General features: G+C 67.9%; 10 protein-coding genes. 6 read left to right on the top strand and 4 right to left on the bottom strand.

Features of this window, described 5'->3' with window-relative positions:
- Nucleotides 1-51: 51 nt before the first annotated feature.
- The 3 genes from AB0F86_RS07725 to AB0F86_RS07715 all read left to right on the top strand — a co-directional run bounded on the left by AB0F86_RS07725 (nucleotide 52) and on the right by AB0F86_RS07715 (nucleotide 3,201).
- A complete protein-coding gene (locus AB0F86_RS07725; protein ID WP_181697228.1) occupies nucleotides 52-645 on the top strand; it encodes a DUF308 domain-containing protein in 594 nt (197 codons plus the stop codon).
- A 212-nt stretch (nucleotides 646-857) separates the two neighbouring features.
- The gene (locus tag AB0F86_RS07720; RefSeq protein WP_356982790.1) at nucleotides 858-2,279 is read left to right on the top strand and encodes a three-helix bundle dimerization domain-containing protein; all 1,422 of its coding nucleotides are present in this window, start codon (nucleotides 858-860) and stop codon (nucleotides 2,277-2,279) included.
- 94 nt (nucleotides 2,280-2,373) lie between these two features.
- A complete protein-coding gene (locus AB0F86_RS07715) occupies nucleotides 2,374-3,201 on the top strand; it encodes an alpha/beta hydrolase (RefSeq protein WP_356982789.1) in 828 nt (275 codons plus the stop codon).
- A 36-nt stretch (nucleotides 3,202-3,237) separates the two neighbouring features.
- On the opposite strand, the gene AB0F86_RS07710 is transcribed toward AB0F86_RS07715, so the two are convergent.
- On the bottom strand, nucleotides 3,238-6,513 hold the full coding sequence (locus AB0F86_RS07710; RefSeq protein ID WP_356982788.1) for a hypothetical protein: 3,276 nt from the start codon (nucleotides 6,511-6,513) through the stop codon (nucleotides 3,238-3,240).
- A 160-nt stretch (nucleotides 6,514-6,673) separates the two neighbouring features.
- Between AB0F86_RS07710 and AB0F86_RS07705 the strand changes: the two genes are divergently transcribed.
- The 3 genes from AB0F86_RS07705 (at nucleotide 6,674) to AB0F86_RS07695 (ending at nucleotide 8,613) form a co-directional block, all read left to right on the top strand.
- Nucleotides 6,674-7,792, top strand: a complete 1,119-nt coding sequence (locus AB0F86_RS07705) for a serine hydrolase domain-containing protein (protein WP_356982786.1) — start codon at nucleotides 6,674-6,676, stop codon at nucleotides 7,790-7,792.
- Nucleotides 7,793-8,003: 211 nt separating this feature from the next.
- Entirely contained in the window at nucleotides 8,004-8,201 is a 198-nt protein-coding gene (locus AB0F86_RS07700) for a hypothetical protein (RefSeq protein ID WP_356982784.1), read from the top strand.
- A gap of 76 nt (nucleotides 8,202-8,277) precedes the next feature.
- Nucleotides 8,278-8,613, top strand: coding sequence for a YnfA family protein (locus AB0F86_RS07695; protein WP_181697233.1), 336 nt, complete (start codon nucleotides 8,278-8,280; stop codon nucleotides 8,611-8,613).
- A 16-nt stretch (nucleotides 8,614-8,629) separates the two neighbouring features.
- Here AB0F86_RS07695 and nuoN read toward each other — a convergent pair whose 3' ends face one another.
- Genes nuoN through nuoL form a run of 3 tightly spaced genes read right to left on the bottom strand, consistent with a single transcriptional unit; the run spans nucleotide 8,630 to nucleotide 13,736 of the window.
- The gene (gene nuoN / locus AB0F86_RS07690; RefSeq protein ID WP_356982782.1) at nucleotides 8,630-10,252 is read right to left on the bottom strand and encodes an NADH-quinone oxidoreductase subunit NuoN; all 1,623 of its coding nucleotides are present in this window, start codon (nucleotides 10,250-10,252) and stop codon (nucleotides 8,630-8,632) included.
- Nucleotides 10,249-11,853: an NADH-quinone oxidoreductase subunit M gene (locus tag AB0F86_RS07685; protein WP_356982781.1), complete on the bottom strand. Its 1,605-nt coding sequence runs from the start codon at nucleotides 11,851-11,853 to the stop codon at nucleotides 10,249-10,251. Before AB0F86_RS07685 ends, nuoN begins: the two co-directional genes overlap by 4 nt.
- Nucleotides 11,850-13,736: an NADH-quinone oxidoreductase subunit L gene (gene nuoL, locus AB0F86_RS07680; protein WP_356982780.1), complete on the bottom strand. Its 1,887-nt coding sequence runs from the start codon at nucleotides 13,734-13,736 to the stop codon at nucleotides 11,850-11,852. Before nuoL ends, AB0F86_RS07685 begins: the two co-directional genes overlap by 4 nt.

Raw genomic sequence — 13,736 nt, 5'->3', positions numbered from 1 at the left:
CGCCACGGTGGTTGAGCCGCACCGGGGCTCAACGGGCATAGGGTGGGCGGCATGTCCTTGACCGACGGGGAGGGGCAGCACAGCGGGGGGACCCGGCAGGCGATGGTGATCGCGGGCGGGGCGTCGTTCGTGCTCGGGGTGGTGACGTTGCTGTGGCCCGGGCGCGACGAATCGACGCTGGCACTGATTTTCGGGATCGCCCTGGTGATCAGCGCGCTCGTGCAAGGGTTCCTGGCACTGTGGGCGCGGATCGGGTTCCTGCTTCGGGTGCTGGTACTGGTGAGTGCCGCCCTCACGTCGGTGCTGGCCGTGCTGGCGTTCAGTGGTGGGAACATCGAACTGCTCGCGCTGTGGATCGGGCTCGGGTGGACGGTGCGGGGGATCGTGCTCGCACTCGTCGCGGTGTGGGACGACGATCGCGCCGACAGCTGGACCGCCGAGCTCTGCGGGCTCGGCACCCTCGCGATCGGCATCACGATCATCGCCATGACCTTCAAGACCGTCACCGGCCTGGCGACGATGGCAGGCGGCGGACTGATCGTGATCGGCGTGCTCGACCTGCTCGCCGCCGGTATCGTGCGGGCCACACACACCGCCACCGCGCCCGCACCGACGGTGAACACACAGGCCGTCGCCGACCGCTGACCCCGAATCCCACACCCGCAGTGCACTTTTCGCGGCGGTGGACGAACATCCGGACAACATGACGTTGCCGGAAGCGGAGCGGGTGCTGAACTCTGCGTGCCGGGCCGTTCACAGCTGGGGTAACTGTGCTGCGCGCCGGTAGCGTGGCCCGCGGCGTGCGCAGGTCGCCGCGCGCCGCGTCCGCAGCCCGAAGTATGACCAGGAGAATTGTGGTGTCGCGCGTAATCCCCGGCGTAGCTGCCGATGCCGTCGAACGTGAGAAGCAGGCCATGCGGCGCATGACCGAAAGCCTGGTCGAAGATCTGTCGGACAATGTTCCCGTCGAGCAGGTGACCTCGGCAGTCGGTGCCGCGCACACCCGCTTCGAGGGCAAGCCGATCCGTGAGTTCGTGCCGATCCTGGTGGAGCGGATCGTGCGCAACGAACTCGCCGATTCCGACCCGACCGTGCGCGTGCCCGCGCCCACCGCGCGCCCTGCCGCCACCGAGCAGCCGGCCGAACCGGTCGTCGCCGAGGAGGAGCCCGCGGCGCCGTCGGTGAGCAGGCGGAAGCTCGTTTCGCTGTCGGTCGGTGCGGTCGGGGCGGTGGCGATCGTGGCCGCCGGGATGACGCTGTGGCCGAGCAGCGCCGAAAGCCCGGCCGCCGCACCGGTCGGCGCGGTCACGGTGGTGCGCGGTGTGGTCGGGTCGGAGAAGATGTCGTTCTTCGCCGACGAGCGGGTCGTGCAGGTGCTCACCGACAACGGGATCCGGGTGGAGGTGCAGCCCGCCGGATCGCGGCAGATCGCCACCGAGGTGAACCTCGACAGTTTCGATTTCGCGTTTCCGTCGAGCAAGCCCGCAGCCGAACGCATTCAGCGGTTGCGCAACGTCACCGCTGGATACACGCCGTTCTCCTCACCGATCGCGATCGCCACCTACCGGCCGATCGCCGACCTGCTCACCGCGGCAGGCGTGATCAAGCCCGGCCCCGTTGCGACCTTCGACATGCAGCGCTACCTCGAGCTCACCGCCCAGGGTGTGCAGTGGGACGACCTGCCCGGCAACACGACCTACCCGGTGGCCAAGAACATCCTGGTCTCCACCACCGACCCGCGTACCTCGAACTCCGCCGCGATGTACATGGCGATCGCCGGCTATGTGGCCAACGATCACACCATCGTGCGCGGCGGCACCGCCGAACAGCATGTGCTGCCGACGCTGTCGAAACTGTTCCTCGCCCAGGGCTACACCGACAACAGCAGCGAAGGGCCCTTCACCCAGTACCTGACCAACGGGATGGGTCCGACGCCGATGGTGTGCATCTACGAGGCCCAGTTCATCGAGGCCGCGGGGCAGGGACGCATCACCGACGACATGGTTCTCGCCTATCCGACACCGACCGTGCTGTCGAGCCACACACTGGTCCCGTTCACCGATACCGGCGACCGTATCGGCAAGCTGCTCACCGAGAACGCCGAACTGCGCCGTCTCGCCGCCGAACACGGTTTCCGCACAGGCGACAACGCGCAGTTCACCGCCGTGGCCGCCGAGCGCAAGGTGCCGGTTCCCGCCGACCTGATCGACGTGGTCGACGTCCCCGCGTACGAGACGCTCGAGAACCTGCTCGACGGGGTGGCGAAGTCCTACAACTGAGTTCACAAAAAGTTTTTCGCGGGCAGCGATGAGTTCTGGCGGTGGGCACCGTCTTTATGGGTGCTACCTGTAGGCCGAGATCCGGGAGAGGCTCATGACCGCCAGTTCCGCCGTCACCACCGGCACCCTCGTGGTGCCTGATGCCCGTTTGTACTACGAGGTCAGGGGGACGGGACCGCTGATGGTGCTCGTCGGCGCACCGATGAACGCCGCCGCGTTCGCCCCGCTGGCCGAGCAGCTCGCCACCACCAACACGGTCCTCACCACCGACCCGCGCGGCCACAACGCCAGCTCCCTGAACGACCCGGATCAGGACTCCACCGTCGCGGCCCGCGCCGACGACCTGGCCCGGCTCGTCACCCATCTCGACGCGGGCCCGGCGGTGGTGTTCGGTTCCAGCGGCGGCGCCGTGTCCGCGCTCGCCCTGGCCCAGAACTACCCCGACCTGGTCACCACGGTCGTCGCCCACGAACCCCCGCTGCGCGAACTGCTCCCCGACGCCGACGCTCAGCGTGCCCGTACCGACGACATCATCGCCACCTACACCGACGGCGATGTGCTCGGCGCGTGGCGGAAGTTCTTCGCCCAAGCCGACATTCCGATTCCCGACCCGGTCCTCGAGCAGATGTTCGGTACCGAGCGCGACCCGCGCCAGGTGGCGAGCGAACGCTACTGGCTCATCCACGAACTGCGCCACACCACCGCATGGGTGCCCGATCCGCCCCTGCTCCGCACGATCCCCACCCGCGTCATCGTCGGTATCGGCACCGACTCCACCGGCCAGCTCTGCGACCGCACCGCCCGCCAACTGGCCTCGGCGCTCGGCGTCGACCCGGTCCTGTTCCCCGGCGACCACACCGGATTCGTCAACGAACCAGCCACTTTCGCCGCCCGCCTGCAAGAAGTGCTCGACGAGCCGTGAGCACGGTTGCTCACCCGAATAGGCCTCGTTTCGTGGCTACTCCGGAGCCATGAAGACAGTGTGGGCGGTACGACGGACATCGGGGTGGGGGTGGGCGCGCAATGCTGTCAGCAATCGAACCCACTCCGGTGACCAGCCGAACTTTCCTGCGTAGCGGTCGACGATGGCGAGTGCGGCCAATGCGGTGGAAGGTGCTTGGCTGCGGGCTAGTTCGGTGCTGATCGTGAGAAACGTCGTCGGTGGAGTGGTGTCGAGTTCGGAGTTGAGCCGTTGGCCGAGGTGATGGGCCGGTCGGGTGACCAGGGCTCCGGTGGCATAGCGGGCGACCTCGTCGAGGGTCGTGACGACATCGGCGGGGTCGGTCCAGCGGATTGCCACCACGGTCAGTTCGATGACCTGGTCGTGCCAGATCGGGTCGTCGGCCAATGCGGCGACGACCGGCGCGGAGAACGCACGCGGGCTCGTGGGGTGGTTGCGGACAACCGTCATGAACCAATGCAGCAACTTCGAAAGACGTTGGTGCGCGGGAATATCCCGGTCGACGGCGCTGACATCGGAGCTGCGCAATCTGCGGACGGCCTCGATCACCGCCGCCGTGTCGCCGTCGGTTCGGACACCCGCCAACAGGGCGCGCATCGCGGCTACCCAGGTGCCGATCGATTCGAGGTCGGTGAGCCGGTCGACGATCACCTCGCGAGTGCCCGGCGCCCACCAACGCTGCCACGAACCCAGTGCGTCGAGCGCGGCGGCGGCCACGCGAGGGTCGTCAGCGGCGGCCAGGTCGCGTACGAGCGCCGCGAACCGTTGCCGCTGCGGGACCGGTAGCAATGCGGGGCCGATGTCGAGGACGGCGCCTGCTACCTCGAGATCGGCTGCGGCGTCGTCGAGCAGCGCCCACGTCTGGTCGTTGTCGAGGAGGAAACGGGTGGCGAACACGGCCGCGCGTCGCACGTCGCGGTGCGCATCGGGACGGGTAACGAGCCCGGCGATGATCGGCAACGCGTCAGGGGCCCGCAATTCGGCGAGGAGCCGGATCGCTTCCTTACGCGCGGTGATCTTCGGCGACTCGAGCAGCGGTGCGACGGTGCTCGACAACCGAGCCGGTGCTATCCACTTCGCGCAGGTCGCGATACTGCTCACCGCGACGCGGGCGCGATCGTCGCCCACATGCCGGGCCAGGACGCTGATGGCGGCTGCCGGCTCGTCGCTGGTGCCGAGTGCGGTGAGCGCGGCCTCGGCATCGACGAGTTCGCCGTTGTCGACGAACCACGTCACCCGAGCGAGACTGCCGGGCAGACGGCCGAGTTGGCGGATCGCCGAGGCTCGCTCGTACGGCGTGGTCTGGCGGCCGCGTGCGTAGTCGTAGAGCAGTCGGGCGTAGCGGTCGATGTGGTGCGGTGACCACCGGTGGAACCCGGTGACGAACATCGGCACGAACACCACTTTCCCCGACAGGAACCGGCCAGGTGTCCTGGTGTTGAGCAGGGCGTCGAGCAGATCGGTGCGGCGCTCGCCGATCAGCGACTGGACCAGCGGCAGCGTGATCAGGGAACGATCGCGGGCGAGCAGTTCGTCGAGGTGGGTGTCGCGGGTGGCCGGTGCGGCGAGTGCGAGCCGAACAGCCTGGCGGACAGTCGTGTCCGAGGACGCGGAACAGGCGCGCAGGATCAGCCGTTGGAGTTCGGGCAGGTCGAAGGCGCGGTGTTCGAGCCCGTCGGCCAAACTCAGGCACAGTCCCCAGCGTTCCCGCTCCGCCTCGGATTCGAGCCGGGGGAGCAGCGTCGTGAGAATCCGCTGTTCGGCCCCGCGGGGCAGATTGCGGTGCAATCCGGACAGATTCGGGTCGATCGACAGGTCGGCGAGCCTGCCCATGATGCGGAGCGCGGCCTCGGTGAACGCCGGTTCGGAGGTGATACCGCCGTGCAGCAGCAGTGTGCGCGCGAGGGTGCCGACCGCGTTCGAGGTATTCCACGATCGGTCGCGTGCTTGCAGTGCGTCGGTGGCGAGTCGCTCGATGCCTGGCAGGTGGTCGGTGGTGAACAGCGACATCGGGATGTCGGCGACCGCGCCGAGTGCGCTGGTTCGGACCGGATCCTGTTCGTTGCGCAACCGCGTCAACAGGGACAGCAGTTCGGTGATGACCGATGGATCGCGACTTCCCACCGCCGCCGTGACGAGTTGCGGGTAGGCGGTGGCACGCTCGTCGGCGGTCGGGCGCCGGATGGCTGCGGTCAGCGGCGGTTCGGCTTCCGCCCAGGTGAGTCGTGCGGTGAGCCTGTCGGTGACATCCGGTACGTCGGTGCCGCCGGGCCGGGACAGGAGTTCGCGGGCGATCGCTGCCCGAGCTGGACCGGGAATCATGTCGAGCAGGGCGAGATCCACCGTTGCGGGCGCCGAGCCCGGCCGCGCGAGGTCGGCTCCGGCGATCGCGGCGCGTCGCGACGGTGGAAGTGCGCGCAGGAATTCGCGCTTCGACCGGGTGCCGAGATATGCCTGGCGCAGTTCGTCGTCGGACAGCGATCGCATTGCCCGCCACAACGCGGGACCGGCCAGCGCGCGGCCGTTCCCGCTCGGATGCAGCATCAGTCGATGAACTGCGCGCGGGTCGTGGCGTGCGAGTTTTCCGACGACCGGGTTCAGTGTCGTCACCGGGACGAAATCGATGGCTGCCGCGGCCAGGGCGAGCAATCGGTCGGGTGCGTAATCTGCCGCGGCGACCGGGCTCGCGGTGACCCATGCCCACAGTTCTCGCCACTCGGCGCGGTCCGCTTGCCCTGACCGTGCCTCGACGAAATCGAAGACGACACCGATGTGCTTGCTGGACAAGGTAGTCCGGTTCGCTACCGCATACGCGAGCGTCGGCAGCCATTCGGTGACCACAGCGGGCGAACACGAAGGCAGGACCCGTGCCGCCTCCGCGTCCCCGTACAACGTCCGTAGCGTGGGAATCAGCGCATCCGCGATTTCCCGGCGGTCACCGCGCGCGAGCGCCCGGCGGATGCTCTTGCGGGTTCGTTGTGAGGCTTCCGGCAATCTGTCGACGACCACCTCGGGATCGACCCCGAGGCGGATCAATCCCGTCAGAGCGCGGGACGCGATCTCCTGATCCGCCGAATCAAGCTGTGCCAGAAGGTAATCGCGTTGCTCACCGACGACCGCCAGAAAACTCGCCGTCCGCGCCCCGGCACGACCCCGCGCCGCCATCTCGTCGAGCAGCCTCGTCGACTCGGCGGTCCCGGCCGAGCGTCGAGCTTCGACCGCCAATGTCCGCATCCGCTGCCGCACGGACATCCCCGCAACTTCGTCCGCCAAGATTCTCCCCTTACCCTTCATGCCGCCCACCGTATCCGCCGGGAACGCGGATCTTCGTCTATACCGCCTGCTGACACCTCCCCGGGGCTACGGCAGTCTGACAGCTGGGTAGTACCGCAGTCCAATGTGCCTGTGTGCCACGGCTTTCTACTGTCTGCTCATGCTGACACGTACGTTGATCCTGCCGATCTGCACCATCGCCTTGTTGCTGACGAGCTGTACTACGAGCTCCGCTGAGGCGCCCGCCGTCGCGCCCGCGCGGCTGGACTCGGTGCGGGCCGACCTTGCCGGGTTGGTCGAGTCCGGAGCTGTCGGCGCTGTAGCCACCCTGACCGACAACGGTGCGACGGCGGTGATGAGCGCCGGGGTCGCCGATCTCGTCGAGGGCGCACCGATTCCTGATGATCGACCGCATTACGTGCGGGTCGGCAGCATCACCAAGACGTTCACGGCGGCGGTGGTGTTGCAGTTGGTCGCCGAGGGGTGGGTGGTGCTGGATGCGCCGGTGGAGAAGTACCTGCCGGGTTTGCTTCGTGGTGACGGCGTGGACGGGCAGGCGATCACGGTTCGTCAGCTCCTCGGTCACCGCAGCGGATTGCCGGTTCCGCGTTCGTTCGAACTGACGGAGCACCAGGCGGCCGTCGTCGGCCGCACCTTCACACCGGAGGAGGAGATGGCGATCATCCTGCAGTCGCCCGCCGAGTCGGCCCCCGGCACCCGCTTCCAGTACAACAACACCAACTACCTGGTGGCGGGGATGCTGATCGAGGCCGTCACCGGTCGCTCGTACGCCACCGAGCTCGCCGACCGCATCATCACCCCGCTCGGCCTGACGCACACCTACCTGCCCGCCACCGGCGAAACCGGTCTGCGCCGACCCCACCTGTCCGGCTACACCACGGTCGACGGAAACGTCACCGACGAAACCCTTATGGAACCGTCTCTGCCGTGGGCCTCAGGCGCCCTGGTCAGTACCGGCGCCGACCTGAACCGCTTCTACCTCGCACTGGTGTCGGGCCAGGTGGTTCCGCCCGCCCAGTTGCGCGACATGCTCGACGGCGTCGACATGGGCGAAGGCAACGGCATGTCCTACGGACTCGGCATCGGCTACGCCCAACTCCCTTGCGGCACCCGCTTCGTCGGCCACAACGGCAACGTCCGCGGCTTCAGCGCCCTCGCGGGCGCCACCACCGCGGGCCGCGCCTTCACCTACTCCTACACCGGCACCCCGGCCGCCACGGGCATGGGCGCCTGGCTCACCAGCGGGCTCTGCGGCTGACCCACCACTCGCAACGCTCGGCGAAGGTTGTTTCCGGTACCGCGGTACCGGGTTACCGTCGAAGAATGCAGCTTCAACCAGATCAGGGCGAGTGGGTGTCTCCGGCGTGCACCCTGCCCACGGCGGAGCAACCGATCCGGGTCGCCGAGTTCGACCAGCTTTTCACAGCTCTGCACGCACAATCCGACGTCGCGATCGGACGCGGCTCGACGTGGTCCTCGATCCGGGTGCCGAGGCGGTGGCGCGCGAGCTGGCCGGGCGTGAGAGCCGCTGCTGCTCGTTCTTCACCTTCGACTTCGCTGCCGAGGAGGAGGGTTTGATGATGGGAGTCGGTGTTCCGGCGAACCACGTCGATGTACTCGACGCCTTCGCCGCACGCGCCTCGGCCGCGATCGGGGCGGCCGGGTGAGCTCTGCGCGGACCGGCTTACTCGCATTCGCTGCAACCTCGCCACCGTCGCGGATCGGTATTCGGGATGTGCGCCCATGACCGTGTTGCGTTCCATCCTGCTGTTCGCCCTGGCCGCCGTTGCCGAGATCGGCGGCGCCTGGCTGGTCTGGCAGGGCGTGCGCGAACACAAGGGTGTGGCCTGGATCGGCGCCGGAGTCATCGCCCTCGGCCTCTACGGTTTCGTCGCCACGCTGCAGCCCGACGCCGATTTCGGGCGGATCCTGGCCGCCTACGGCGGGGTATTCGTCGCCGGATCCCTGCTGTGGGGCATGGCATTGGACGGCTTCCGCCCCGACCGCTGGGACATGATCGGGGCGACAATCTGCCTGCTCGGCGTCGCGATCATCATGTACGCCCCGCGTCCTACCTGAACTACGGAATCGCTACTCAGCGGATGAAGTGGGCTGCCCGTTCTGCCAGGTCGAGAACGGGCTGGGGGAACAGGCCGAGCAGCACAGTCGCGCCCGCGGTGAAGGCGACGACGAGGACGGTCGCGAACGGCGACGTCGCGGTCGGGGCGTCGGCGGGTGGATCGGTGAAGAACATCAGCACGATGACTCTGACGTAGAAGAACGCCGCGATGGCGCTGCACACGACACCGATGATGACCAGGAAGATGTAACCGGCACCGGAAGCGGCGGCGAATACCGCGAACTTGCCGACGAATCCGCTGGTCAACGGAAGACCGGCGAACGACAGCAGCAGCAGCGCGAAAACCGAGGCCAGCCAGGGGGACCGCTTACCGAGACCGGCCCACTGCGACATGGCGGTGGCCTCGTCGCCGGAACCGTCGCGCACCAGACTGACCACCGCGAACGCACCGACGGTGCCGAGACCGTAGGCCAGCAGATAGAACATCACCGCCGCCAGGCCCGCGGAATCGGCGGCGGTCATGCCGACGAGCAGGAACCCGGCGTGCGCGATGGAGGAGTAGGCGAGCATCCGCTTCACATCGGTCTGGGTGACCGCCATGACCGCGCCGACCACCATCGTCGCCACCGCGACGGCGGCGAGCACGGGCCGCCAATCATCGCTGAGCGCACCGGTTCCCACCATCAGCACCCGCATGGTAGCCCCGACCGCGGCGATCTTGGTCGCCGCCGCCATGAACGCGGTGATCGGGGTCGGCGCGCCCTGATACACGTCGGGCACCCACGCCTGGAACGGCACGGCACCGATCTTGAACAGCAGACCAACGGCCAGCATCGCGATCCCGAGCAGGGCGAGAGTGGCATCGTCGCCCTGCTTGTCCAGTGCCGCACCGATTTCCGGCAGCGAGACGGTGCCGGTCTGCCCGTAGAGCAAGGCGACACCGTAGAGGAAGAACGCCGAGGAGAAGGCACCGAGCAGGAAGTACTTCAGTGCCGCTTCCTGCGACAGCAACCGCCTGCGCCGGGCGAGTCCGCACAGCAGATACAGCGGCAGCGACAGCACCTCGAGCGCGACGAACATGGTGAGCAGATCGTTGGATGCGGGAAACAGCAGCAACCCGCCGAGGGCGAGCATGGTCAGCGGGAAGACCTCGGTGGTCGAGACGCCCGCCCGCACGGCGGCGAGTTCGTTGGCGCTGCCCGGCACCGACGATGCCTGGGGGGTGAAGGCGTCGACGCCGCGTTCGAGGACGGCGGCGGCCCGACTCCAGGTGCCCGGTCCGCTGCGCACGCGCCGTACCGCACCGCGCTCGGCGATCAGCAGCAGTCCGAGCAGACCGATCACGAGAATGGTGCCCTGCAGAAACAAGGTGACGCCGTCGATCGCGACGGCGCCGACCACGGCGGTGGCCTCGGTGCCGGCCAGCAGCACCACGGCGACCAGTGCGGCGAGCACACCGGCGATGCCGAGCACCACATGGGTGCCGTACCGGTAGGCGCGGGGCGCGAACGCCTCGACCAGCACACCGACGACGCCGACGGCGAACACGATCAGCATCGGTGCGAGCAGGTGGTATTCGATGCTCGGCGCGGTCAGCGGGGCCGCGAGCTCGTTGATGGTCACGGAGTCCGTCCTCATTTGTGTCCGCCGGTGGGGGCTGCTTCGGGAGCGGGGACCTTCGGCGCCGGATCCTGCTTACCGATGGTCGACAAGGTCTGTCCCACTGCGGGATTCACCAGATCGAGCATCGGCTTCGGGTACAGGCCGAGCACCAGCAGGGCGACGAGCAGCGGGACGACCACGGCGAGTTCGCGCGGCACCAGATCGCGCAGGTTCTCGTTGCCCTCCCGCAGCGGGCCGGTCATCAGTCGCTGGTAGAGCCACAACACGTAGATCGCGGCAAGGACCAGCGCACCGGTCGCGACGACCGCGGCCACTTCGTACCGGCTGAATGTGCCGACCAGCACCAGGAATTCGCTGACGAATGGAGCGAGTCCGGGCAGCGACAGCGTCGCGAGTCCGGCGATGAAGAACGTGCCCGCCAGCACGGGCGCGACCTTCTGCACGCCGCCGAAATCGGCGATCATCCGGCTGCCGCGCCTGCTGACGAGGAATCCGGCGATGAGAAACAGTGCGGCCGTGGACAATCCGTGGTTCACCATGTACAGGGTGGCACCGGACTGCGCCTGGGAGGTCATGGCGAAGATGCCGAGGATGATGAACCCGAAGTGCGAGATGGAGGTGTAGGCGATCAGGCGCATCACGTCGGTCTGCCCGATCGCGAGCAGCGCACCGTAGAGCACACCGATCACCGCGAGGGTGATGACGAGCGGGGCGAAAGTCTCGGAGGCCAGGGGGAACAGCAGCAGGCAGTAGCGCAGCATGCCGAAGGTGCCGACCTTGTCGACCACCGCCATCATCAGCACCGCGCTCGACGGGGTGGCCGACACGGCGGCATCGGGCAGCCAGGTGTGCAGCGGCCACAGGGGAGCCTTCACCGCGAAGGCGAACATGAACCCGAGGAACAGGGCGTTCAAGACCGCCGTACTACCGCCGAGCTCGCCGTTGTTGGCCGCTTCGACCACCACCCGCAGATCGAAGGTGCCCGCCGAGCCCTCACCGAGACCGGCGCGGGCGGTGAGCACGTACAACCCGATCACCGCGGCCAGCATGATCAACCCACCGAACAGGTTGTACAGCAGGAACTTCACCGCCGCGCGCGAGCGTTGCGCGCGCACGGCGGCGTCGGTGGTCCGGGCGCCGAAGCCACCGATGAGGAAGTACATCGGGATCAGCATGGCTTCGAAGAAGATGTAGAACAGCAGGATGTCGAGGGCGAGGAACGAGATCAGCACCATCGACTCGACCAGCAGCATCAATGCCATGTACAGGTGGGCGTTCTTGCGGCCGTCGCCGCTGTCGTCGTTCCAGCCCGCCAGGATCAGCAGCGGCACGAGCAGTGCGGTGAGCAGTACCAGGGCGGTGGCGATGCCGTCGAGGCCGAGGGTGTAACCCACGCCGAACGCCGGGATCCACTCGTGGGATTCGACGAATTGGTACTGCTCACCGCCGGGCCGGAAATTCACCGCGAGCACGACGGCGAGCACGAGCACACCGAACGACACCGCGAAGGCGAGTGCGCGGGCCAGGGTGCGCTGGGCGGCGGGGACCGCGAGCACCGCGACGGCACCGATCGCGGGGGCGAGCCAGAGCGTCGTCAGCCAGGGAAACGAGTTCACCAGAACCTCACCGCGAGCAGGGCAGCGGCCACCAGGGCCGCGCCGGTGAACATGGACAGGGCATACGAGCGGACGAAACCTGTTTGCACGCGCCGGGTTCGGGCCGACAGCCCACCGATGGCGGCAGCCGTGCCGTTGACGATCCCGTCGACACCCTTGGCATCGACGAATACCAGCGCCCGGGTGAGGTAGCGGCCGGGACGTTCGAACGCCGCCTCGTTGACGGCATCACCGTAGAGATCCTTGCGTGCGGCGCGGGTGAGCACGGTGACCGGCTCCGGCGCAACCTCGGGTACCGCCGACTCGGCGTACTTGCGGTAGGCCACGGCGACACCGATCGCGACCACCGTCAACGCGAGTCCGGTGACGACGATGGGCGGGACGACGGGTTCGGCGTGGTGCGAGCCGACGACGGGTTCGAGCCAGTGCACCAGCGACGAACCCCACACGAACAGTCCACCGGCGAACACGGATCCGAGGGCGAGCAGGATCATCGGCCCGGTCATCACCGCGGGGGATTCGTGCGGGTGGGTGTCGGGTTTCCAACGGCGTTCACCGAAGAACGTCATCAGCATGACGCGGGTCATGTAGAACGCGGTGAGCCCGGCGCCGAGCAGGGTGACCACCCCGAGCAGGACACCGGTGGTGCCGCCGTGGTCGAAGGCGGCCTCGATGATCTTGTCCTTGGAGAAGAAGCCCGACAGTGGTGGCACGCCGATGATCGCCAGGTAGCCGAGCCCGAAGGTGACGAAGGTGATCGGCATCAGGGTGCGAAGTCCGCCGTAGCGGCGCATATCGGTTTCGTCGTTCATCGCGTGCATCACCGAGCCGGCACCGAGGAACAACCCGGCTTTGAAGAAGCCGTGGGTGAGCAGGTGCATGATCGCGAAGGCATAGCCGGCCGGGCCGAGACCGACGGCGAGGATCATGTAGCCGATCTGGCTCATCGTCGAGGCGGCCAGGGCCTTCTTGATGTCGTCCTTGGCGCAGCCGATGATCGCGCCGAACAGCAACGTCACCGCGCCGACGGCGAGCACCGCTGCCTGCGCGCCGGGGGCGAGATCGTAGACCGGGTTGGCGCGCGCGATCAGGTACACACCGGCGGTGACCATGGTCGCGGCGTGGATGAGCGCCGACACCGGCGTCGGGCCTTCCATGGCGTCACCGAGCCAGGACTGCAGTGGCACCTGCGCGGATTTACCGCACGCGGCGAGCAGCAACATCAACCCGATCACGGTGAGCGTGCCCTCGCTCGCACCCGGTGCGGCCGCGAACACGGTGCGGAAATCGAACGAACCGAAGGTCGCGAACATGACCATCATGGCGATGGCCAGACCCATGTCACCGACTCGGTTCACCACGAACGCCTTCTTGGCCGCTGTTGCGGCGGAAGGCTTTTCGTACCAGAACCCGATCAGCAGGTACGACGCCAGACCCACGCCTTCCCAGCCGAGGTAGAGCACGAGGAAGTTGTCGGCCAGGACGAGCACCAGCATGGCAGCCAGGAACAGGTTGAGGTAGCCGAAGAAGCGGCGCCTGCCCGGATCGTGGCTCATGTAGCCGATCGAATAGAGGTGGATCAGGGAGCCGACGCCGGTGATGAGCAGCGCGAAGCAGATCGACAGCTGATCGAGTTGCAGCCCGAAGGCGACCTGCATCTGCGCCACCGGCACCCAGGTGAACAGTTCCAGATGCTGGGCGCGGTCGGCGTCGGCGCGACCGAGCATGGCGACGAACGCGACGACCGCGACGACGAACGAACCGAGCGCGGCGGCCGTACCGAGGTAGTGCCCCCAGCCGTCGGCGCGGCGCCCGAGCAACAGCAGAACGATCGCGCCGACCAGGGGGATCGCGGGCAGCAGCCACAACGTTGCGGTACCCAT

The sequence above is a fragment of the Nocardia sp. NPDC023733 genome (genome assembly GCF_040639775.1).
GTDB lineage: Bacteria > Actinomycetota > Actinomycetes > Mycobacteriales > Mycobacteriaceae > Nocardia > Nocardia rosealba.
This window is presented reverse-complemented; position numbering and strand designations above follow the sequence as displayed.

What these genes read in the sequence shown, in the direction of transcription:
- AB0F86_RS07725 (WP_181697228.1), top strand. Translation starts at nt 52, where the DNA reads ATGTCCTTGACCGACGGGGAGGGGCAGCACAGCGGGGGGACCCGGCAG.
- AB0F86_RS07715 (WP_356982789.1), top strand. Translation starts at nt 2,374, where the DNA reads ATGACCGCCAGTTCCGCCGTCACCACCGGCACCCTCGTGGTGCCTGAT.
- AB0F86_RS07705 (WP_356982786.1), top strand. Translation starts at nt 6,674, where the DNA reads ATGCTGACACGTACGTTGATCCTGCCGATCTGCACCATCGCCTTGTTG.
- AB0F86_RS07695 (WP_181697233.1), top strand. Translation starts at nt 8,278, where the DNA reads ATGACCGTGTTGCGTTCCATCCTGCTGTTCGCCCTGGCCGCCGTTGCC.
- nuoN (WP_356982782.1), bottom strand. Translation starts at nt 10,252, where the DNA reads ATGAGGACGGACTCCGTGACCATCAACGAGCTCGCGGCCCCGCTGACC.
- nuoL (WP_356982780.1), bottom strand. Translation starts at nt 13,736, where the DNA reads ATGGGTACCGCAACGTTGTGGCTGCTGCCCGCGATCCCCCTGGTCGGC.